16 protein-coding genes and 1 pseudogene are annotated in these 22,576 nt (G+C 58.0%); 9 read left to right on the top strand and 8 right to left on the bottom strand.

Translation table 11 applies throughout. From position 1 onward, the window contains the following. The first annotated feature begins 6 nt into the window (after positions 1-6). From ACLIBF_RS11710 to yjfF, 3 genes and pseudogenes are all read left to right on the top strand, one after another. On the top strand, positions 7-1,527 hold the full coding sequence (locus ACLIBF_RS11710) for a sugar ABC transporter ATP-binding protein (RefSeq protein ID WP_046288343.1): 1,521 nt from the start codon (positions 7-9) through the stop codon (positions 1,525-1,527). Then, positions 1,520-2,543 (top strand): annotated as a pseudogene (gene ytfT / locus ACLIBF_RS11705) (galactofuranose ABC transporter, ATP-binding protein YtfT); the annotation flags it as partial. The gene ACLIBF_RS11710 and the pseudogene ytfT, both read left to right, overlap by 8 nt. Then, on the top strand, positions 2,533-3,519 hold the full coding sequence (yjfF, locus tag ACLIBF_RS11700) for a galactofuranose ABC transporter, permease protein YjfF (protein WP_031377340.1): 987 nt from the start codon (positions 2,533-2,535) through the stop codon (positions 3,517-3,519). The pseudogene ytfT and the gene yjfF, both read left to right, overlap by 11 nt. A 44-nt stretch (positions 3,520-3,563) precedes the next feature. On the opposite strand, the gene ACLIBF_RS11695 is transcribed toward yjfF, so the two are convergent. The 3 genes from ACLIBF_RS11695 to ACLIBF_RS11685 form a co-directional block, all read right to left on the bottom strand. Then, a complete protein-coding gene (locus ACLIBF_RS11695; RefSeq protein WP_046288342.1) occupies positions 3,564-4,031 on the bottom strand; it encodes a GNAT family N-acetyltransferase in 468 nt (155 codons plus the stop codon). Between the two features lie 480 nt (positions 4,032-4,511). Next, the gene (gene araA / locus ACLIBF_RS11690; protein ID WP_046288341.1) at positions 4,512-6,011 is read right to left on the bottom strand and encodes an L-arabinose isomerase; all 1,500 of its coding nucleotides are present in this window, start codon (positions 6,009-6,011) and stop codon (positions 4,512-4,514) included. Between the two features lie 147 nt (positions 6,012-6,158). Further along, positions 6,159-7,856 (bottom strand): ribulokinase, encoded by a 1,698-nt coding sequence (locus tag ACLIBF_RS11685; protein ID WP_046288340.1) that lies wholly within the window; start codon positions 7,854-7,856, stop codon positions 6,159-6,161. A gap of 365 nt (positions 7,857-8,221) precedes the next feature. Between ACLIBF_RS11685 and ACLIBF_RS11680 the strand changes: the two genes are divergently transcribed. The 5 genes from ACLIBF_RS11680 (at position 8,222) to ACLIBF_RS11660 (ending at position 14,123) form a co-directional block, all read left to right on the top strand. After that, on the top strand, positions 8,222-9,205 hold the full coding sequence (locus ACLIBF_RS11680) for an arabinose ABC transporter substrate-binding protein (protein WP_031377611.1): 984 nt from the start codon (positions 8,222-8,224) through the stop codon (positions 9,203-9,205). Between the two features lie 130 nt (positions 9,206-9,335). Then, positions 9,336-10,856 carry an L-arabinose ABC transporter ATP-binding protein AraG gene (gene araG, locus ACLIBF_RS11675; RefSeq protein WP_031377612.1) on the top strand — a complete coding sequence of 507 codons (1,521 nt, stop codon included), beginning with the start codon at positions 9,336-9,338 and terminating at the stop codon, positions 10,854-10,856. 12 nt (positions 10,857-10,868) lie between these two features. Beyond that, on the top strand, positions 10,869-11,855 hold the full coding sequence (araH, locus tag ACLIBF_RS11670) for an L-arabinose ABC transporter permease AraH (protein WP_031377613.1): 987 nt from the start codon (positions 10,869-10,871) through the stop codon (positions 11,853-11,855). Positions 11,856-11,932: 77 nt separating this feature from the next. Further along, positions 11,933-12,850, top strand: coding sequence for an arabinose operon transcriptional regulator AraC (araC, locus tag ACLIBF_RS11665; RefSeq protein ID WP_046288339.1), 918 nt, complete (start codon positions 11,933-11,935; stop codon positions 12,848-12,850). Positions 12,851-13,076: 226 nt separating this feature from the next. Then, positions 13,077-14,123: an oxidoreductase gene (locus ACLIBF_RS11660; RefSeq protein ID WP_031377614.1), complete on the top strand. Its 1,047-nt coding sequence runs from the start codon at positions 13,077-13,079 to the stop codon at positions 14,121-14,123. A 373-nt stretch (positions 14,124-14,496) separates the two neighbouring features. On the opposite strand, the gene add is transcribed toward ACLIBF_RS11660, so the two are convergent. The 3 genes from add to malX all read right to left on the bottom strand — a co-directional run bounded on the left by add (position 14,497) and on the right by malX (position 18,414). Further along, on the bottom strand, positions 14,497-15,492 hold the full coding sequence (gene add, locus ACLIBF_RS11655; RefSeq protein ID WP_069728259.1) for an adenosine deaminase: 996 nt from the start codon (positions 15,490-15,492) through the stop codon (positions 14,497-14,499). 143 nt (positions 15,493-15,635) lie between these two features. Continuing rightward, a complete protein-coding gene (locus ACLIBF_RS11650) occupies positions 15,636-16,808 on the bottom strand; it encodes a MalY/PatB family protein (RefSeq protein WP_448309853.1) in 1,173 nt (390 codons plus the stop codon). Positions 16,809-16,824: 16 nt separating this feature from the next. Continuing rightward, positions 16,825-18,414, bottom strand: coding sequence for a maltose/glucose-specific PTS transporter subunit IIBC (gene malX, locus ACLIBF_RS11645; protein WP_031377616.1), 1,590 nt, complete (start codon positions 18,412-18,414; stop codon positions 16,825-16,827). A gap of 175 nt (positions 18,415-18,589) precedes the next feature. Between malX and malI the strand changes: the two genes are divergently transcribed. Continuing rightward, positions 18,590-19,615, top strand: coding sequence for a Mal regulon transcriptional regulator MalI (gene malI, locus ACLIBF_RS11640; RefSeq protein ID WP_279810283.1), 1,026 nt, complete (start codon positions 18,590-18,592; stop codon positions 19,613-19,615). A 55-nt stretch (positions 19,616-19,670) separates the two neighbouring features. Here malI and ACLIBF_RS11635 read toward each other — a convergent pair whose 3' ends face one another. Beyond that, positions 19,671-21,170 carry a YdgA family protein gene (locus ACLIBF_RS11635; protein ID WP_031377618.1) on the bottom strand — a complete coding sequence of 500 codons (1,500 nt, stop codon included), beginning with the start codon at positions 21,168-21,170 and terminating at the stop codon, positions 19,671-19,673. A 134-nt stretch (positions 21,171-21,304) separates the two neighbouring features. After that, positions 21,305-22,480 carry a mannose-6-phosphate isomerase gene (manA, locus tag ACLIBF_RS11630; RefSeq protein ID WP_069728262.1) on the bottom strand — a complete coding sequence of 392 codons (1,176 nt, stop codon included), beginning with the start codon at positions 22,478-22,480 and terminating at the stop codon, positions 21,305-21,307. Positions 22,481-22,576 lie beyond the last annotated feature (96 nt).

The raw sequence follows: 22,576 nt of genomic DNA, 5'->3' as shown, positions 1-22,576 counted from the left end.
AGCAGAATGACCACACACAATGAAACATCGCTGTTAACCATCAGCGGCGTCAGCAAAGGATTTCCCGGCGTTAAAGCGCTGAACAACGTCTCGTTTGATATTCGCAAGGGCGAGATCATGGCGCTGCTGGGCGAGAACGGCGCGGGGAAGTCAACCCTGATCAAAGTGTTGACCGGCGTCTACAGCCGCGATGCCGGCACCATCACCCTGAACGGTAAGCCGATTACGCCGCACAACACTGCCCAGGCGCAGGAGATGGGCATTGGTACCGTTTATCAGGAAGTGAACATGCTGCCGAATATGTCGGTAGCCGATAACCTCTATATAGGCCGCGAGCCACGACGCTTCGGCATGCTCGATCGGCGGCGCATGGTGCGGGATGCCGATGCGCTGATGCGTAACTACGGTTTTTCACTCGACGTGACGCGCCCGCTGGGACACTACTCGGTGGCGATGCAGCAGATTATCGCTATCTGCCGCGCAGTCGATCTCTCCGCCCAGGTGCTGATTCTGGATGAACCAACCGCCAGCCTCGACGCCAGTGAAGTGGAGATGCTGTTTACCCTGATGGCGCAGTTAAAAGCCAAAGGGATGAGCCTGATTTTCGTTACCCACTTTCTCGACCAGGTTTACCGCATCACCGATCGCATCACGGTATTACGCAACGGGCAATTTATCGCTACCCGCGACACCGCCTCGCTGCCGCAAATTGAACTGATCAAACTGATGCTGGGGCGCGAACTGCTGGAGACGGCGCTGCAGCGGCAGGGCAGCACCCTGCGCAGTAATCAGCCGGTGGTATCGTTTGAAGATTACGGCAAAAAAGGCACCATCGAGCCGTTTAATCTGGAGGTCCGGCCGGGTGAAGTGGTCGGTCTGGCAGGACTGCTGGGCTCGGGCCGTACCGAAACCGCAGAAGTGCTGTTTGGTATTCGCCGCGCCGATCGCGGCACGGCAAAAATCAAAGGCAAGGTGCAGCGAATCACTAACCCGGCTCGCGCCTCGCAGCTGGGTATGGGGTTCTGTCCGGAAGATCGCAAAACCGACGGGATTATTGGCGCGGCATCGGTGCGCGAAAATATCATTCTGGCATTGCAGGCGCAGCGCGGCTGGTTACGACCGATTAAAAAGCGTGAGCAGCAGGCGATCGCCGAACGCTTTATCAAGAGCCTGGGCATTCGAACTCCACACGCCGATCAACCGGTGGAGCTGCTGTCGGGTGGCAACCAGCAAAAGGTGCTGCTGTCGCGCTGGCTGGTGACTAAACCGCAGTTTCTGATCCTCGACGAGCCGACGCGCGGCATTGACGTGGGCGCGCACGCCGAGATTATTCGTTTAATTGAATCCTTATGTGCTGATGGACTGGCGCTGCTGGTCATCTCCTCTGAGCTTGAAGAACTGGTGGGTTATGCCGATCGGGTGTTGATCATGCGCGATCTGAAGCAGGTGGCAGAAATTCCGCTGGAGCAACTTTCGGTAGCGTCGATCGTCAATGCTATCGCTGACGGAGGGGCACAACATGCTTGAGACCCCTATGACACCTGAAAAACCGCAACGCCGTAAGCTGAAACTGCCACCGGGCATGCCGCAAATCGCGGCGCTGCTGCTGGTGCTGCTGATCGATAGCCTGGTGGCAAATAACTTTTTTGCTGTCCATCTGCAGGATGGCCGACTGTTCGGCAGTCCGATTGATATCCTCAACCGCGCTGCGCCGGTGGCGCTGCTGGCAATTGGCATGACGCTGGTGATCGCCACCGGCGGTATCGATCTGTCGGTTGGGGCGGTGATGGCGATTGCCGGCGCGACGGCAGCGACCCTGACCGTGGCCGGACACAGCGTGCCGTTTATCATTGCCGTGACGCTGGCTACCGGTCTGGCCTGCGGTATCTGGAATGGGGTGCTGGTGGCGCTGCTGCGTATACAGCCGTTCGTCGCCACGCTGATTCTGATGGTGGCGGGGCGCGGTATTGCCCAGCTGATTACCCAGGGTCAGATCGTTACCTTCGACAGTGACAGTCTTGGCTGGTTTGGCAACGGTTCGCTGCTGATGTTGCCGGTACCGGTGTGGATCACTCTGCTGGTGGCGCTGGCGGTCTGGCTGCTGACTCGCAAAACCGCGCTCGGCCTGTTTATTGAAGCGGTAGGGATCAACCTGCGTGCCGCGCGCAATGCGGGCGTCACCGGCTGGCTGGTGGTGATGTCGACCTACGCCATCAGCGGCGTTTGCGCTGCGGTAGCCGGGCTGATTGTTGCTGCCGACATTCGCGGTGCGGATGCCAATAACGCCGGATTATGGCTGGAGCTGGATGCGATTCTGGCGGTGGTGATCGGCGGTGCTTCGCTGATGGGCGGACGCTTCAATCTGGTGCTGTCTTTGATCGGTGCGTTGATTATTCAGTCGATGAACACCGGTATTTTGCTCTCCGGCTTCCCGCCAGAGCTGAATCAGGTGGTCAAAGCGGTGGTAGTGATGTGCGTGCTGTTACTGCAATCACCCCGGTTTATTGCGATGTTAAAACGGAGACGCCCGACATGATCAAACGCCATCTGCCGTTGATGATCACCTTGCTGGTGTTCGTCGCGGGTTACCTGTTCTGCCTGAGCCAGTTTCCGGGCTTCGCCTCAACCCGGGTCATCTGCAATATCCTGACTGATAACGCCTTTCTGGGCATTATCGCGGTCGGTATGACTTTTGTGATTTTATCCGGCGGTATCGATCTGTCGGTCGGCGCGGTGATCGCCTTTACCGGGGTGTTCCTGGCGCGGGCGATTGGCGATTTCCACCTCGATCCGCTGCTGGCTTTTGCGGTAATTCTGGCGCTGGGTGCCTTGTTCGGCGCGATGATGGGCTGGTTGATCGATGCGCTGAAGATCCCGGCATTTATTATCACCCTGGCCGGCATGTTCTTTCTGCGCGGCTGCAGCTATCTGGTGTCGGAGAACTCGATTCCGATCGATCATCCGTTCTATACCATGCTCTCCAGCCTGGCGTGGAAAGTGCCAGGCGGCGGACGTCTCAGCCTGCTGGCGGTGATTATGCTGGTGGTGGTGCTGGGTGGGATTATTCTGGCGCACCGTACCCGCTTTGGTAATCAGGTCTACGCGATTGGCGGTAACCTGACCTCGGCGCAGCTGATGGGGGTCTCGACTCGTGCCACCACCATCAAAATCTATATGCTCTCTACCACCTTAGCCACGCTAGCCGGTATCGTCTTCTCTATCTACACCTCGGCCGGTTATGCGCTGGCGGGACTGGGCGTGGAGCTGGATGCGATTGCTTCGGTAGTCATCGGCGGCACGCTGCTGTCGGGCGGGGTCGGAACGGTGCTGGGTACGCTGTTCGGCGTGCTGATTCAGGGGCTGATCCAGACCTGGATTAACTTCGACGGCACCCTCAGCTCGTGGTGGACCAAAATCGCCATTGGTATCCTGCTGTTTGCCTTTATCGCGTTACAACGTTTGCTGACGGTGATCTGGGATCGCCAGCAGAATGCACCGGTAAAACGATTGAGTTCCTGACTACCTGAGTATCCCGCTAGAGGGCGGCTCGCCCGAGCCGTCCTTTACTGCGCCAGACGCAACTTCATCACCGTGACCTCTTCACCCGCTATGTGCCGCTGTTCCACCGCCTGCCATCCTGAGCGCTGATAGTACCCTTGCTGATCGGGCGTATAGAGCCACAGTTCACTGATTTGTTGTTTGATTGCTGTCGCAATCGCCTGTTGGATCAACGCTTTTGCCACGCCCTGACCCCGGAATCTCTTATCTGTGACCACCTCACCAATCCAGTATTCCCGCGCGGCAATGTCATCCAGTTCATAGCGAATGACGCTACAGGTCGCGATCACCGTTTCGCCATCCGGCGTGGCAATAAGGGTAAATTCTGCCGAAGGTTTCTGATTGCGCTGTTTTAAACGCGCAACAATGGCAGGCGGGTGAGACCATGCAGGAAAATGTGACCATTCAGTGTGCAGCAGCTGTGCGGTTTGTTCGGCGTAGCGGGGATGTTGATTCAGCTCGGCAATAAGCATGTGCGGGGCACCTTTATTTTGTCAGGCATCAAGCAATACAGGCTGGTGGGTTAAAGAGCAAGATCATGAAGAGGTTACATTGCAGTAAAGGATGTTTGTATATCCGGCTAAAACAGTCGCTGTTAGATGAAGGTGCAGGGTCAGGAAAGGCATGCCCGATCGCAAAGGATTCCCGCATCCCTGCGGATCGGCCGCGCCATCCCGGGCGCGGACGCTTTGCTCTTCAGGCATGCCTTTCCGTCCCGGCTGGGCTGATGCATCGCTTTAAGAAGCAGGAGAGTGGACAGTGTGAGGCGAGTATCCCGGCAGCCGGGGCTACAGGGATCTGTTGATGGCGATGTTACGGAACGCCCGCCATCCCCAACTAAATAGCACCGTTTTAATAAAAAAAACCGATGCCGCATAAGCCTGCATCGGTGGTTTGATTGATTCTGGCGCGCTGCTAATCATTAAAATGAACAGCGCTGCCGCAGTGCGTAATTAACGTTTCAACCGGTAGTACGCTTCGTTCCAGCGCAGCGCATCTTTGAAAGCAGGTAAACGTGTATGCTCGTCAATCACCAGCACTTCGATGTCGTTCATCTCACCGTACAGATACATATCATCCAAAGTCAGCGCCTGGCTGAACACCGTATGGTGCGCGCCGCCGCCCAGAATCCACGCTTCGGACGCGGTCGCCAATGACGGCTGGGCTTTCCACAGTGCGCGCGCAACCGGCAACTTCGGCAGCGGTTTCGGCTGTTCAATCGCATCTACCACGTTAACCAGCAGACGGAAACGATCGCCCATGTCAATTACGCTGGCGTTAATCGCACGCCCGGCTGGCGTTGAGAAAATCATGCGGGCCGGATCGGCTTTATCACCAATGCCGAGGAACTGCACATCGATTAATGGCTTCTCTTCAATGGCAATCGACGGGCAGACTTCCAGCATGTGGGAGCCGAGCACCAGATCGTTACCCGGTGAGAAGTGATAGGTGTAATCCTCCATAAATGAGGTACCACCTTTGCGATCGCCCGCCAGCACTTTGAAAATGCGTAACAGCGCCGCGGTTTTCCAGTCACCTTCACCGGCAAAGCCATAACCCTGGCCCATCAGACGTTGCACCGCCAGTCCCGGCAACTGCGTCATACCGTGCAGCGTCTGGAAGTTGGTGGTAAATGCCTGGCAGCCTTCTGCTTCCAGGAAACGCTTCAGGCCCAGCTCGATACGCGCTGCATCCAGCACGTTCTGCCGTTTTTCGCCGCCCGAGGCCGCCACATCGGTAAAGCGATAGAGGCTTTCGTACTCATCGATCAACGCATTGACGTCGCCATCACTGACCTGATTGATTACCTCAACCAGATCGCCGACGCCCCAGCCGTTGACGGCATAACCGAACTGAATCTGCGCCGCGACTTTATCGCCTTCGGTAACCGCCACTTCGCGCATGTTATCGCCAAAGCGCGCCACTTTTAGCTGCTGGCTGGCCTGTTTCGTCAGCGCCGCACGCATCCAGTTACCCAGACGCTGCTGGCTGGCACCGTCCTGCCAGTGACCGGTGACCACGCTGTGCTGCAGACCCATCCGTGCGCCGATAAAACCAAACTCACGGCCGCCGTGTGCGGTCTGGTTCAGGTTCATAAAGTCCATGTCCATGCTGTCCCACGGAATTTCAGCATTGAACTGGGTATGGAACTGCAGCAGTGGTTTATTCAGCACGCTCAGGCCGCCGATCCACATTTTAGCCGGCGAAAAGGTGTGCAGCCAGGTAATGATGCCAACGCAGCGGGTGTCATGATTCGCGTCGCGGCACAGCGTCAGCGCTTCATCCGGTGATTTCACCAGCGGTTTCAGCTCCAGCTGCAGCGGCAGGCCAGCCTGATTTAATCCCTCGACTACCTGACGCGCATGCTGTTCTACCTGGCGTAACGTCTCCGCACCGTAGAGGTGCTGCGTGCCAATCACAAACCACACGCTGTAGCTGTTTAACTGTTCCATAAAATCACTCCTTTACTTTGAGCCTACCCCAATAGGCTATTTTATTTGTCAGTCTGAACCTGGGCAGTGCTCACAATCCTCACGTACTCCGTGTACGCTCCGGTTGTTCCGCGCTGTCCGTGTCCAGACTGCCTGCAACAATTACGCCTACTGGGATAGGCTCTTAGCGGAAGCGGGGCGAGCGGCGTATTGCGGTTCAGCCGTCACGCACCATTGTTGATAGCGTTGATAGAGTTGTTGATAGCGTGCCACGCGCGCCGGATCGGGCTGCAGGGTGACGGCAATCGGACTGGCCATCACCTGCTGTGCCTCGGGCACGCTGGAGTAGACGCCGGCCGCGACGGCGGCGAAAATCGCCGCGCCCAGCGCACAGCATTCATCAGAGGCGACGATATCCAGTGGCCGGTTCATCACGTCGCAGCAGGCCTGCATAATCGCTGGCGATTTACGCGCGATGCCGCCGAGGGTCAGGATGTTTTCTACCGGGATCTGCTGCTGCTCGAAGCACTCCATAATGGCGCGCGCACCAAACGCGGTGGCGGCAACCAGCCCGCCAAACAGCGCCGGTGCGTCAGTGCCGAGGTTGAGATCGGTTATGACCCCTTTCAGGCGCTGGTTGGCATTCGGGGTGCGGCGGCCGTTGAACCAGTCGAGTACCACCGGCAGGTGGTCGAGCTGCGGATTGGCAGCCCACGCCTCGGTCAGATCTTTAATCAGCGTTTTCTGCATTTCTGCCAGTTGCGGTTTCAGCGCCGGATGACGCTCAGCGGCCAGTTGCAATGGCCAGCCCAGCAGGCGGCTGAACCAGGCATAGATATCGCCAAAAGCAGACTGTCCCGCTTCCAGCCCGACAGCACCGGGCATCACGCTGCCATCAACCTGACCGCAGATACCTTTAATTGCGCGATCGCCAACCTGGTCAGCATCGGCAATCAGGATGTCGCAGGTGGAGGTGCCAATTACTTTGACCAGGGTATACGGCTTCGCGCCGCCGCCGACTGCGCCCATGTGGCAGTCAAACGCACCGCCGGACAGGGTGACCGTCTGCGGCAGACCGAGCCGCTGCGCCCATTCCGGGCTGAGGGTGCCGACCGGCAGGTCAGCGGTCCAGGTGTCGCTGAACAGCGGCGAATCGAGCTGCTGAGTGAGCAGCGGGTCCAGCGCATTGAGGAAGTCCGCTTCGGGCAGGCCGTTCCAGTCGCCGTGCCACAGCGCTTTATGTCCGGCGGCGCAACGGCCACGCCGCAGCCGGTCGGGTGCCGTGGTGCCGCTCAGTAACGCCGGTACCCAGTCGCACAGTTCGACCCACGAGACTGCCGCGTCACGCACCGCCGCGTCTTCGCGTGATACGTGCAGAATCTTGGCCCAGAACCATTCTGAGGAGTAAATGCCGCCGATATAGCGGCTGTAATCCTGAAAGCGGCCGCTGTGGCACAGCTGATTGATCTCTTCCGCTTCTTCAATTGCAGTGTGATCTTTCCATAACACAAACATGGCGTTGGGGTTGTCGGCAAATTCGGGGCGCAGCGCCAGCACGTTACCGTCGCGATCGATGGGGGCCGGGGTCGAGCCGGTTGTGTCGACGCCAATGCCGACTACGGCGGCGCGCTGCGTTTCGCTGAGCGCATTCAGAACGCCGAGCATCGCCTGTTCCATCGCATCGATGTAATCCTGTGGATGGTGACGAAAACGGTTGGTGTGTGGATCGCTGTATAAGCCCTGTTGCCAGCGCGGGTAGCTGACCACCGCACTCTGCAGCTCTTTGCCGCTGTGACAATCAACGGCCAGCGCACGCACCGAATCACTACCAAAGTCCAGCCCAAGGGTGATGGCTCCAGCACGCATCGGAATCTCCTGTAGTTAATGAACTCCTACATCCTGTGACCGGCGCGCCAGAACGGTTAGTCATGGCTGGCTGACAATATGCACTTTTCTGTCATCGACAGTGATTTTGTGATCCATTGCAAAAGTTAACCTCCGGTTAAATTTGCTGAATATATGGACCATTCTACCGTGATTTTAAGATGTGATACCGCTCTACATTTTTCTTCGCTAATCCCGCTAAAACTAGCCCAGCGTCTGAACAGGCTTTCAGCACATAGCACTCTAACGCACTGATTTATGGCTGTACCTACAAATGAAAAAAGACTGGTAGCGTTTACACCGATTCGTTATTAGCAGTGAAAAACAACCTGGCACCGGAGAGCATCATGCATAAATTCACTAAAGCGTTCGCGGCCATCGGCCTGGCAGCGGTTATGTCACAATCCGCTATCGCCGAGACCATGAAGCTCGGTTTCTTAGTCAAGCAACCGGAGGAACCCTGGTTCCAGACCGAGTGGAAGTTCGCCGATAAAGCCGGCAAGGATTTGGGCTTTGACGTGATTAAGATTGCCGTTCCCGATGGTGAGAAAACCCTCAACGCCATCGACAGCCTGGCCGCTAACGGCGCCAAAGGCTTCGTCATCTGTACGCCCGATCCAAAGCTTGGCTCAGCGATCATGGCCAAAGCACGTGGCTATGGTCTGAAGGTGATTGCGGTGGACGATCAGTTCGTGACCGCCAAAGGCAAGCCGATGGATACCGTTCCGCTGGTGATGATGGCGGCCACCAAAATTGGTGAGCGTCAGGGTCAGGAACTCTACAAAGAGATGCAGAAACGCGGCTGGGATGCGAAAACCACCGGCGTAATGGCCATCACAGCGAATGAGCTGGACACCGCGCGTCGTCGCACCGGCGGCTCGATGGACGCGATCAAAGCAGCCGGCTTCCCGGCCGCACAGATTTATCAGGTGCCGACCAAATCAAATGATATTCCGGGCGCGTTTGATGCCGGTAACTCACTGCTGGTCCAGCACCCTGAAATTAAACACTGGCTGATTGTCGGCATGAACGACAACACCGTGCTGGGCGGCGTGCGTGCCACAGAAGGACAGGGCTTTAAAGCGGCTGACGTCATCGGTATCGGCATCAACGGCGTCGATGCGATCAGCGAATTGTCGAAAGATAAAGCCACCGGCTTCTACGGTTCTCTGCTGCCGAGCCCGGATGTTCACGGCTATAAAAGCAGCCAGATGCTCTACAACTGGGTCAGCAAAGGCGAAGAGCCACCAAAATTCACCGAAGTCACCGACGTGGTGTTAATCACCCGCGACAACTTCAAAACCGAACTGGCGAAGAAAGGGCTGATGTAAAGCCTGCTCCTGCCGGTGTCTGAACACAACGGCGTCACGATATAGTCAGCCCGTGTATTTCGCGCCGCCACACTGCCGCCGGGCATTAACACCCGGTGCGGGTAAGCGGCGCGAAATAGTGAGGATAAACATGAACACTGATTCAGCATTTCTGTCGTTTCATGGCATCAGTAAAACCTTTCCTGGCGTGAAAGCGCTGCAGGATATCTCTTTCGACTGCCGCAGCGGTGAAGTCCACGCCTTAATGGGCGAGAACGGCGCAGGCAAATCGACGCTGCTGAAAATTCTCAGCGGCAGCTACCAGCCGAGCGGCGGCGAGATTCGGATCAAAGGCCAGCCGGTAAACTTCCAGCACACCACCGATGCGCTGGATGCCGGGGTGGCGATTATTTACCAGGAACTGCACCTGGTGCCGGAAATGAGCGTGGCGGAGAACATCTATCTCGGCCAGATTCCGCACAAGCATGGCCTGGTCAATCGTAAGCTGATGCGCTACGAGGCCGGTCTGCAACTGAAAAATCTCGGCATGGATATCGACCCGGATATGCCGCTGAAGTACCTGTCGCTCGGTCAGTGGCAGATGGTGGAGATTGCCAAAGCGCTGGCGCGTAACGCGCGCATTATCGCCTTTGATGAACCGACCAGTTCGCTGTCGGCGCGTGAAATCGACAACCTGTTCCGCGTCATCCGTCAGCTCCGTGAGGAGGGCCGGGTGGTGCTGTACGTGTCACACCGGATGGAAGAGATTTTTGCCCTCAGCGACGCCATCACGGTGTTCAAAGATGGCCGCTATGTCCGCACCTTTACCGACATGGCTAACACCCATCATGACGATCTGGTGCAGGCGATGGTGGGCCGCAACCTCGGTGATATCTACGGTTATTCGCCGCGTGAAAAAGGCGCGGTGCGCCTTGAGCTGGACCAGGTGGAAGCGAAGGGGGTGCGAACGCCGATTTCGCTCAAGGTCCACGCTGGCGAGATCGTTGGGTTGTTTGGCCTGGTCGGCGCCGGACGCAGCGAACTGCTGAAAGGGCTGTTCGGCGGCACGCGCCTGCGCGGCGGCCGGGTGTTGCTGGATGGCGAACCGCTGACGCTGCGCGAACCGATCGACGCTATCCGCGCCGGCATTATGCTGTGTCCGGAAGATCGTAAAGCTGAAGGCATCATTCCGGTGCACTCGGTGCGCGATAACATCAACATCAGCGCCCGGCGTCACAACCTTACCGCGGGTTGCCTGATCAAAAACGACTGGGAAAGCCGCAACGCCGACAGCCATATCCGCTCGCTTAACATCAAAACGCCTGGGGCAGAACAGCTGATCATGAACCTCTCCGGCGGTAACCAGCAGAAGGCGATTCTCGGCCGCTGGTTATCCGAAGAGATGAAGGTGATCCTGCTGGATGAGCCGACGCGCGGCATTGATGTCGGGGCGAAACACGAAATCTATAACCTGATTTACCAGCTGGCCAATGACGGCATCGCGGTACTGTTCGCCTCCAGCGACCTGCCGGAAGTGATGGGCCTTGCCGATCGCATCGTGGTGATGCGTGAAGGGGCGATTGCCGGTGAAGTGCTGCACGACGACGCCACGGAGCAGCAAACGCTGAGCCTGGCAATGCCAAAAACCACACAAGCGGCCGCCGTGGCCTGACAGGAGAGCAACATGGCTTCATCCACGACCTCAAATACGCCGCCGCCAGCGTCACGCAGCGGCCTGCAGTTTGGTCGCATCTGGGACAATTTCGGCATGCTGGTGGTGTTTGCGCTGCTGTTTATTGCCTGTGCGGTATTTGTGCCGAACTTCGGCTCATTTATCAATATGAAAGGCCTCGGGCTGGCGATGTCGATGTCCGGCATGGTCGCCTGCGGCATGCTGTTCTGCCTGGCCTCCGGTGATTTTGACCTGTCGGTCGCCTCGGTCATCGCCTGTGCCGGCGTGGTCACGGCGGTAGTGATCAACATGACCGAAAGCCTGTGGATTGGCGTGGCAGCCGGTCTGGTGCTCGGTATGCTCACCGGCTTTATCAATGGCTTTGTCATCGCCCGGCTGAAGATCAATGCGTTGATCACCACCCTGGCGACCATGCAAATCGTGCGCGGTCTGGCCTACATCTTCTCCGACGGTAAAGCCGTTGGTATCGAAGATGAACGCTTCTTCGCGCTCGGGTTTGCCAACTGGCTGGGCGTCCCTGCGCCTATCTGGCTGACCATCGCCACCATGCTGATCTTCGGCTTTCTGCTGAACAAAACCACCTTTGGCCGTAATACGCTGGCGATTGGCGGTAATGAAGAAGCGGCACGACTGGCCGGGGTGCCGGTGGTGCGGACCCGGATCATTATCTTTATTCTGTCCGGCCTGGTCTCGGCCGCGGCGGGCATCATTCTGGCTTCACGCATGACCAGTGGTCAGCCGATGACCTCGCTGGGTTATGAGCTGGTGGTGATCTCCGCCTGCGTGCTGGGCGGCGTCTCACTGAAGGGCGGTATCGGTAAAATCTCCTATGTGGTTGCCGGGGTGCTGATTCTGGGAACTGTTGAGAATGCGATGAATTTATTGAATATCTCGCCATTCTCACAGTATGTGGTGCGCGGTCTGATACTGTTAGCAGCGGTGATATTTGACCGCTACAAACAAAAGCATAAAGCCTGATTTGGCGAGCAGTTAACCCGCGGACGCATCAGGCGTCCGCGGGTGATCCGATCAATGACAGACTGAGTGAGGACGCTATGTATCACCGTGAATTACCGGCCGAGCAGCAAAATCCTTTACTGCCGGGCTATTCGTTCAATGCCTGGCTGGTGGCGGGGCTGACGCCGATTACCGCCGACGGTCCGCTGGACTTTTTTATCGATCGTCCGCACGGCATGAAGGGTTACATTCTCAATCTCACCATTAAAGGCAAAGGGCGGGTATTCGATGGCGAGCGGGCCTTTGACTGCGAGCCGGGCGAAATGCTGCTGTTTCAGCCTAAAACCGCCCACTACTATGGCCGCGCGCCTGACAGCCCACAGTGGTTTCATCGCTGGGTCTATTTCCGGCCGCGCGCCTACTGGCACGACTGGCTGCGCTGGCAGGATGAGCAGGAGGGCGTCGGCCGTCTGCTGTTGCCGGAATCGCTGCGCGGCGAATTTGACCGGCTGTTTGCCAGTATCGAACAGACCCATAACTCCGGCCGCCGCTTTGCGGAAGAGCTGGCGATGAACCTGCTGGAGCGCTTGCTGCTGCGGGCGGTGGAAGAGGATCCGCGCAGTCATCAGCTGATCCGCGATCCGCGGGTGATTGAAGCCTGTCAGTACGTCACCAATCATCTGGCCAGCGAAGTGAAAATTGAAGAGGTGGCGCGTCATGTCTGCCTGTCACCGTCGCGGCTGGCACACCTGTTCCGCGAACAGATGGGCGTTAACCTGCTGCGCTGGCGCGAAGATCAGCGGGTGATTCGCGCTAAACTGCTGCTGCAAACCACTCAGGAACCGATTGCTACCGTCGGGCGCGAAGTCGGCTACGACGACCAGCTCTACTTTTCCCGGGTGTTCCGTAAGCGGGTCGGCGTCAGCCCGAGTGACTTCCGTCGCCGCAATCAGGACGCGCACGACAACCTGGCGGCACAAACCGCCTGGCCGATGACACAGAGTGCTATCTCTTAGTTTTTTCGGGAAATTCCTCCTTGTCCTGGCCTGGTTAATAGTCTTAAATCAATCAGGTTAGCAACTAAGAGCCTATCCCGGTAGGCTATTTTATTTGTCAGTCTGTACCTGAACAGGGCTCACAATCCTGACGAACCCGCTGTACGCTCCGGTTACTCCGCGCTGTCCGGGTCCAGACTGTCTGCAATAATTACGCCTAGCGGGATAGGCTCTAAGAGGGATTAAAATGAGCGATAAACTGCGTGTTGGCCTGATCGGTTACGGTTTTGCCAGCAAAACGTTTCATGCCCCGCTGATTGCGGGCACCCCGGACGTTGAACTGGCCGCTATTTCCAGTAGCGATGCCAGCAAAGTCCACGCCGACTGGCCTGCGGTTCAGGTAGTGGCTGATCCTCAGGCACTGCTGGACGACCCGTCTCTGCAATTGATTGTTATTCCTACCCCCAACGATACCCACTTTCCGCTGGCGAAAGCGGCGCTGAACGCCGGTAAACATGTGGTGGTCGATAAGCCGTTTACCGTGACGTTGTCACAGGCGCGCGAGCTGGATGCCTTAGCCAAAGCGAAAGGGCTGCTGTTATCGGTGTTCCATAACCGTCGCTGGGACAGTGATTTCCTGACGCTGAAATCGCTGATCGACGCCGGTACGCTGGGAGAAGTCCGCTACTTCGAGTCGCATTTCGACCGCTTCCGGCTGGAAGTGCGTCAGCGCTGGCGTGAAATGAAAGGCGCCGGCAGCGGTATCTGGTATGACCTGGGACCGCATCTGCTGGATCAGGCCCTGCAGCTGTTTGGCCCGCCGGTGGCGATTAACGTCGATCTGGCCGAGATGCGGCCTGGCGCGCAAACCACCGACTACTTCCACGCGACCCTGACCTATCCACAGCGCCGCGTGGTGCTGCACGCCAGCATGCTGGTGGCCGCCGAGTCGCCGCGTTACACCGTGCACGGCACCCGCGGCAGCTACGTTAAATATGGTCTCGATCCGCAGGAAGATCGCCTGAAGTCCGGTGATTTCCCGCCGCAGGAAGACTGGGGTTACGACATGCGTGACGGCACCCTGACGCTGGTCGACGGCGATTCACTGACCGAAACCAGCCAGCTGACGCAGCCAGGTAACTATCCGGCTTACTATGCGGGCATTCGTGATGCGATTGCCGGTCGCGGCAGTAACCCGGTGACGGCAGAAGAGGCGATTCAGGTGATGGAGCTGATTGAGCTCGGACTGCAATCGGCTGAGAAACGCCAGACGCTGTCGCTGAAGCGCGTCTGATCGGTGAGAGCAATATTGGCTGCTTAATATTGCTGTAAGAGAGCTGACAAGTTCAAAAACGGGTAAGTCCGGCAGCAATAAATTTGCTCAACGCTCAGGGAACAGGGGTCAGAAGAGGAAAGCGTCCCAGCCATGGACAACAACACCGGGAGCGTTTTTGAACAACGCAAAGCGTTGGCCCGCTACGGGCGCACCTCAGGGTTGAGGTGCGCAATTGCGTGAGCCGAGCGTGCCAGGGATGGCGGCTTTTGCGTCTTTCCGATCTGACCCTGTTCCCTGCGCAGGCTCGGTCTTAAAGCCACTTGTCCTTTCGCGCGTCACCATAAAAACGGGCCGGATAACCGGCCCGTTTTTTTGCTTTAAAGCTACCGTCTTACTGCACGCGGGCGCGGACCGCGGCTTTCTCGGCGTCGCTGAGAAACGCGATGGTCAGACCATTTTGCTGCGCCTGACGAATTTGCGCCGGGCTCAGGCCGGCTGCCGGTGCGGCATGGTGATACTCATGCGCCAGTTCAATGCCCTGAACCGCCGGGTCATCAGTATTCAGTGTTGCCAGAATGCCGTGCTCAAGGAAGGCCTTCAGCGGATGCTGCGCCAGTGACGCCACGGTGCTGGTCTGAATGTTGGAGGTCAGGCAGGATTCAATCCCGATGTGGTGCTCTGCGAGGAAATCCATCAGCGCCCGATCTTCAATCGCCTTGACGCCGTGGCCGATACGCTCGGCACCCAGCTCACGAATCGCCTGCCAGATGCTCTCCGGCCCGGCGGCTTCACCGGCATGCACCGTCACCCGGAAACCGGCATCGCGTGCCTGGGTAAAGTGGCTGAGGAACTCGCTGCCGGGGAAGCCCAGCTCATCGCCGGCCAGATCGACGGCGGTGATGTGATCGCGATGCGCCAGCAGGCCATCCAGCTCGGCCAGGCAGGCCTCTTCACCGAAGGTCCGGCTCATGATGCCAATCAGGCGCACGTCGATATTGTGCTGCTGGCAACCGGCTCTGACGCCATCAATCACCGCTTCGACCACCCCGGCAATCGGCAGATGATGGGTCATCGCCATATAGCCAGGTGAGAAGCGCAGTTCCGCATAGTGAATGCCAGCGCGGGCCGCATCTTCAACGTTTTCCAGCGCAATACGGCGGCAGGCATCGAGGTCGCCCAGCACCTTCACGCCCCAGTCGAGTTTTTGCAGGAAGCTCACCAGGTCAGGCTCATTGTCGCCGACCTGCACATGCGGACGCAGGGTCTCCAGCGTGGTGGCGGGCAGGGCAAGATTAAACTGGCGACCTAAATCAAGAATGGTTTGTGCACGGATGTTGCCGTCGAGATGGCGATGAATATCGGTAAGAGGAATGGTGGTATCGATCATGGTGCACTCGCTCAGTGGTGACTAAAGTGCATAACATTATAAAAATATCTTGCGCAACAGCGCCAGCTATTTGCGCAACAACCGGCCCGGATGCTGTTTAATTACCCATAACCGGCCGGTGATCGCCGACAAATGGCTTGGCTTCAGGCGGACGAGGCGTGAATCGCGGCAATCAGCCGGCTGACGCCATCTTCGACCTTACTGCGCGGACAGCCTACGTTGAGGCGCAGGAAACCTTGGCCAGCACTGCCGTAGGTTGAGCCGGGCATGATCGCCACGCGTTGCTGGATCAGCGCCTGCTGCAGCGTCTGTTCGGCGATGCCGAGCGGATTAAGATCGATCCAGGCGAGATAGGTCGCCTGAGGCGGCTGCCAGTTAAGCGACGGAAAGGCGGCGTTAAGGCGGTCGGCCACCAGGGTCAGGTTACCTCTCAGATAGTCACGCAGCGCGTCAAGCCACGGCGCACCGTGCCGGTAAGCGGCAATGTGTGCGGCAACCGCGAGCACCGCCGGTGAGGAGAGTCCGTCGGCGTTTTTAAGCGCCTGAAACCAGGCCGCCCGATCGTCTGGCTGCGGAATAATGCCCCAGGCGCCGGTCAGCCCCGGCAGGTTGAAGCTTTTCGATGCTGAGGTAAACAGCGCCCAGTCGCCACGCGCCACGCGGGCCCACGGCGTATGTGGCCGATCGCCGACCATCATATCCATATGGATCTCATCACTGATCACCCGAACGTGGTGACGCTCGCAGAGTTCAGCCATCTGCTGCAGTTCGGCTGCCGTCCAGACTTTACCAGTGGGATTGTGCGGGCTGCACAGCAGCAGGATTTTGCAGCGCGGACGCGCCAGCTTCGCCGCCAGCGCCGTCATATCACAGTGCCACTCCGGGCCCACCCGCTGCAACGGCATTTCCAGCACCTGCCGCTGGTTGCCGTACACGGTTTTGTAAAACGCATCGTAGGCCGGCGTGTGGATCAGCACTTCATCGCCCACCTCGCTCCAGTGCCGGATCATCTGCGCCACCATGTAGATCACCGACGGCCCATATACCAGCGTATCGGGCGACGGCTGATAGCCGAACCGGCTGTTCATCCAGTGGCAGCAGGCCGACAGAAACGCATCATGCTGCCAGCGGCTGTAGCCGAATACGCCGTGATCGAGGCGCTGACGCAGCGCTTCAAGCACTACCGGCGCGGTTTTGAAATCCATATCGGAGATAGTGAACGGCAGCAGATCGGGCACGCCAAAGCGATCGGCCACAAAATCCCACTGGGTAGACCAGCTGCCACGGCGATCGATAACCTCATCAAAATTGAACATTGCGGCTCCCGGTACGTTAAGCGGTGACGTTCATCAGCGTCGACAGTTCGTCTTTCACCGACTGCACCTGTGGCCCGATCACCACCTGCAGGCTGCTCTTATTAAGGTGCACCACGCCAATCGCGCCGTTGGCTTTCAGCGCCGCATCGTTGACCTTGCTCATATCGGCGATGGTCAGACGCAGACGCGTCAGGCAGTTATCCAGTGAGGTGATATTTTCCACCCCGCCCAGCGCCGCCAGAATGGCCGGTGAGTTGTAGCCCGACTTGCCTTTACCGGCATTGCTGACCTGCTGTGCCAGCGCGCTGGCACTTTCGACTTCACGGCCCGGCGTTTTGATATTGAAGTGCAGGATGGCAAAACGAAAGATCAGGTAGTAACCGGCAAACCAGATCGCAGCCACCACCGGTACCCAATACCATTTGGTCGACAGGCCGTGCAGCACGCCAAACACCACGAAGTCGATAACGTTACCGTCGGTGTTGCCGATGGTGACGCCCAGTATCGCCATCAGGCTAAAGCCGACGCCGGTTAACAGCGCATGGATCAGATAGAGGAACGGCGCGACGAATAAAAACAGGAACTCAATCGGTTCGGTGGTGCCGCCAACCACACAGGCCACCACACCGGAAATCAGTAATCCTTTAATTTTATGGCGGTTTTCCGGGCGGGCGCAGTGATAGATAGCCAGCGCAGCGCCAGGCAGGCCACCCAGGAAGGCCGGCATTTTGCCCTGCGACAGGAAGCGGGTGGCGCTTTCGGCAAAACCATGAGTCTCCGGACAGGCCAGTTGTGCCTGGAAGATGGTCAGGGCGCCGCTGACGCTTTTGCCGCACACCTCAAGCGTGCCGCCGGCATCAGTAAAGCGCATGATCGCCACCAGAATATGCTGCAGGCCAAACGGCAGCAGTAAACGCTCACCGGTGCCAAAGATCATCGGACCGAAATCGCCCGCGCTGTTGATCATCCAGCCGAGCCCGGTAATGCCGCGAGCAAAGAAAGGCCAGATCAACGGGACCACCAGTCCCAGCACGCCGATCACCAGCGTGGTAATGATCGGCACAAAGCGGGTACCACCAAAGAAAGCCAGCGCATCGGGCAGCCGGATGTTATGAAAGCGCTCATGCAGCCAGAACACCACAATGCCGACAATCACCGCACCCAGAATGCCGGTATCAATCGACGGGATACCGAGTATCGACTGGACGTTGTTGGCTTTCAGCACTGCGGCATCGGTGGTAGGCAGAATGCCATTGATATTGAGCCAGAAGTTGATGCTGAGGTTGAGCACTGCATAGCCAACAAAGCCGGCAAATGCCGCCACGCCTTTGTTTTCACGCGCCATGCCGAGCGGGATCGCCACGGCAAACATCACCGGTAAATAACTAAAGGCGAAGGAGCCGAGTTTCGCCATCCACAAAAACAGATACTGCAGCCACGGCTGATCCAGCATCGGTAACAGCGTCAGGACATCATGGCTGCTCAGCGAACTGCCGATACCCAGCATGATGCCGCAGAATGAGAGCAGGGCAACCGGCAGCATAAAGGTTTTCCCCAGGCTCTGGAAAAACTCCCAGACAGACATTTTTTGTTGAGGTGCGGGCATGATGACTCCGGCGGCAGTTAGTCACAGTGATAAAGTAAGCCGATGATAAAACGTTTTATCAGAGTGATGTGCGCGCTGAATCACACTCTTCCGGCCAGGGCTGATATTATTTTTCGGCTTTAAGGTGTAACGTTTTATCCTCTCTTCCGGCGTTTTTATTCGGGCAAGTAACGGCATGAGCAGAATTACCATCCATGATGTGGCCGCCGCTGCAGGCGTTTCGGTCACCACCGTCTCTCTGGTGCTCTCCGGCAAAGGGCGGATTTCTGCTGAAACCATGGCGCGGGTTAACCAGACCATTGAGCAACTGGGCTTTGTGCGCAACCGCTCGGCGACCATGCTGCGCGGCGGTGAAAGCGGAGTGATAGGACTGATCGTCCGCGATCTCAGCCAGCCGTTTTACGCGGAAATGACCGCCGGACTCAGTGACGCGCTGGAAAAGCAGGGCAAATTGTTGTTTCTGACCCAGAGCGGCCGCCAGGGCCAGCAGCTGGAGCGCTGCTTCGAGTCGCTGGTGGCGCAGGGGGTTGATGGCGTGGTGCTGGGCGGCGGGGCGGATAAGGCCGACAAAATAGTGGCCCGCGCCCGTGAGCTGAACATTGCGCTGGTCTGCGCCGCACGTGCCAGCAGCCTGGAAGAGGTGGATGCGATCCGACCGGATAACGCCCAGGCCGCGCGTCTTGCCACCGAATATCTGATCCGCCAGGGTCATCAGCGCATCGCCTGGCTGGGCGGCCATAGCGCATCGTTAACCCGGGCAGAACGTCTTGGCGGCTATTGCGCCACGCTGCTGCAATATGGTTTGCCGTTCCGGCCCGAGTGGATTATTGAGTGCGGCAATACGCAAAAAGAATCAGCCGAGGCGGCGGTCCAGCTGCTGCAACAGCATCCCCGGCTGACGGCGATACTGGCCTACAATGCCAGCACGGCGCTGGGCTGCTATTTTGGTCTGCTGCGCACCGGCCGGACGTTCGCCCGCGGCGCGGTCGACAGCTACTATGGGCAACAGCTGGCGCTGATGGGGTTTGGCGATGAACCGCAGGCTGAGCTGACCGATCCGCCGCTGACGGTTGTCACCAGTTCGGCGCGCGAGATTGGCCGCGTGGCGGCAGAACGCATCCTGCAACGTCTGGCGCAACCGGATGCCGCACAGCAGAATGTGATTATGCCGCCGCAGCTGATTATTCGCGGCTCAGCATAAAAAAAGGCGACGCCAGCATTAACCCTGGCGTCGCCTTGTTATCACCGCTCAGCCGTTACTGCGGCATGCCTTCGCTGGTCGGCATACCCAGCATGTAGCGTGACATAAACTGCTCCAGCGTCATCTTGTCGCCGTTCATATTCACCTGGCCGTTAGCGTACTGCAGGCTGGTGACGATGTTGTTATCCTGCTGCTGGGTCAGACGGAACATCTGTCCCATCGCCGCCAGACCTTTAACCTGCTGATCGGCCAGTTTCTGTGCATCATCTGCCTGATAACCTTCCGCCAGACCCACTTTGTGCATGGTTTCGGTCGCCATCGGCATGTTGATGATCAGTTTCGCATCCAGCGTTTTCAGCACCCGGTCAACCATGGCGTTCAGCGTTTGCGGTTCGCCGGTCACGGTAGCGGGATCGTTAAAATTCGCCGTCAGATTAAAGGTGCTTTCACCTTTATCATTCTTCCAGCTCAGCGGGGCGATGCTGATCGACGGCGATCCTTTCAGCAGAACCGGCAGGTTGCTCATCAGGATAGCGTTGACGCCCGCCTGGTAGCGAATCGGATCGTCCGCCAGGCCTTTCTGGCTGGTGAGATCCTGCATCTGGGCGTTGTAGCGATCGGAGAAGGCTTTTACCGCCTGCGCATCGAACTGCGACAGCTTCATCTTCAGTGCCGCCTGACCAAAGTCCTGTTTCTGCAGCTGAACGCTGTCGACTTTGTAATCAATGTTGCCGCCGATCTTACCGGCACTGTTATCGAACGAAGAGGAGCCCTTCATCTTGTGCAGCGTCAGGGCATCCTGACCGTTAATGCTGGCGTTGACCTTCTCAACATCGATCGACTGATCGCCGACCCGCACGCCTTCCGGACTCAGATGGGTATTGCCGTTGAGCTTCAGGCCATTGACGGTGAACAGCACCGGCTGACCCATCTCATTTTTGCTGGTCAGCGCCAGGCTATCAACGTCACTTTCCAGCGAGACTTTATCGCCTTTATTGTCGGCGCTGACGTTAAGCGTGCCGCCATTGGTCGCCAGACGCTCGCCGGTTTGTGCATTCTGATAGTCGATCGGCAGAATACGCAGCGCGGTATCGGTCGCGCCGCTGTAGCCAATGCGGGTATCGGCATTGATCAGCGATTTATTTTGCGTCAGTTCAAACAGCTTCTTCACCGCATCGGTGTTGGCCAGTTCGCTGTGCACCGAGGCCATGCTCGGGATCAGATTGAAGTGCTTCAGCTGCGCAAACGGGAACGGGCCGTGATCGATGGTTTCGTTCAGGATCACGCTCTGACCCGGCTTCAGCAGGGCGTTATCTTCCGTCTGCGAGCTGGCCTGAATCACCAGGTTGGCTTTGCTGCTGAAGACGCCGCGCTGATAGTCCTGGTAGCTGATCTTCAGTCGGCTGTTCGGGGCGTAAGCATTCAGCTGGGTATTGGCGTTCTGCACCAGCTGGTCCATGTGTTTTTCGAGCTGCTTGCCGGTGAACCATGCCGCGCCGGTCCAGATTACGCCCAGCGCGATGATCACGCCCACGGCAACGTTGGTCTTTTTCATTGCTGATTCGTCCTTATCCTTGAGTCCGCTTACGCCGCAGGTTTGACCCGACGACTGAAGAAAAAACGCCCGCAGGCGTTTTAAAAGCTAATAGGTTGAAATAATAGCAGTTAACCGCAGGTCCGTCAGCCGCATCACCCTAACTCGTTAAATACCCGCGCCAGCCGGCCGGTTCCGGCCACCGTCACCGGGGCTTCGCTGGCGGCAACAAAACAGGATTCGCCCGGTTGCAGCGTCAGCTGCTGCTGGTCTTTTGCCACCACCGCCTGTCCTTCGATGCAGAACAACAGCGCCGCGCTCTGCTGATCCAGCGCCTGCGGTTGCGCACTCAGGGTATGGATAGCAAAGGCGAAATCGTCGACCGGAATCGGAAAAAGCAGGGTGCTGCCATGCTGCTCCGGCTGCGTCAGCAGCGCGCTGGCGGGCTTCTCGTCAAATTTGAGGTTGGCCATCAGTTCCGGGATATCGATATATTTCGGCGTTAAGCCGGCCCGCAGCACGTTATCGGAGTTCGCCATCACTTCCAGCGCCACGCCTTTCAGGTAGGCGTGCGGCGTTTCAGCATAGAGGAACATCGCTTCGCCCGGCTGCAGGGTAATCACGTTGAGCAGCAGCGGTGAAAACAGGCCGCTGTCGTCCGGGTAGTCGGCAGCGATTACGCTAATGGTCTGCCAGGGTTCGCCCTGCTGGTGACCGAGCACCGATTTCAGTACCCCAAGCGCCAGCGATTTGGCCTCGCCGTCGAGCGACAGCAGGGTAGAAAACAGGGTCGCCAGATTATCCCGATCGGGATGCTGCAGGAAATGGGCAATCTGCGGATGCGCACCGGCAACCGGCTCAAGCAGCGAAACCATTTCGGTCAGCGGGCGGAAACCGTTCATCGCCTGGAAGGGCGTCAGGGCATAGACCAGCTCGGGTTTATGGTTGGCATCTTTATAGTTGCGTTCGGCGGCGCCCAGCGGAATGCCGGCGGCATTCTCACGCGCAAAACCGGCTTCAGCGGCGCTTTTGCTGGGATGAACCTGAATCGACAGCGGCTGATCGGCGCACAGCACTTTGAACAGGAAAGGCAGTTCACCGAAGCGTTGTGCCACCGCATCGCCCAGGGTGGCGGTCGGGTTGGCGTCAATCACCTCGCGCAGCGAGCGCGAACTCCCCTGGTCGTCAACGGTAGACGGACTCTTCGGGTGCGCCCCCATCCACAGCTCGGCCATCGGTAACCCTTGCGGATTCGCAATGCCATACAGTTCGGTTAAGGCTGTTTTGCTACCCCACGCGTAATTCTGCAGCGAATTGTTCATTTTTTGCATTATATAACCCTTCATCACGGGATGTTATTGGCGCTATTAAAGCAGAAAGTGCCAGGGAAAATACATATCAAGTGCAAAAGGACGCTAAGCTCTCAT

Source organism: Pantoea sp. PGP6, assembly GCF_053474785.1.
The sequence above is the reverse complement of the archived record's forward strand: the minus strand, read 5'-3'. Positions and strand labels throughout refer to the sequence as shown.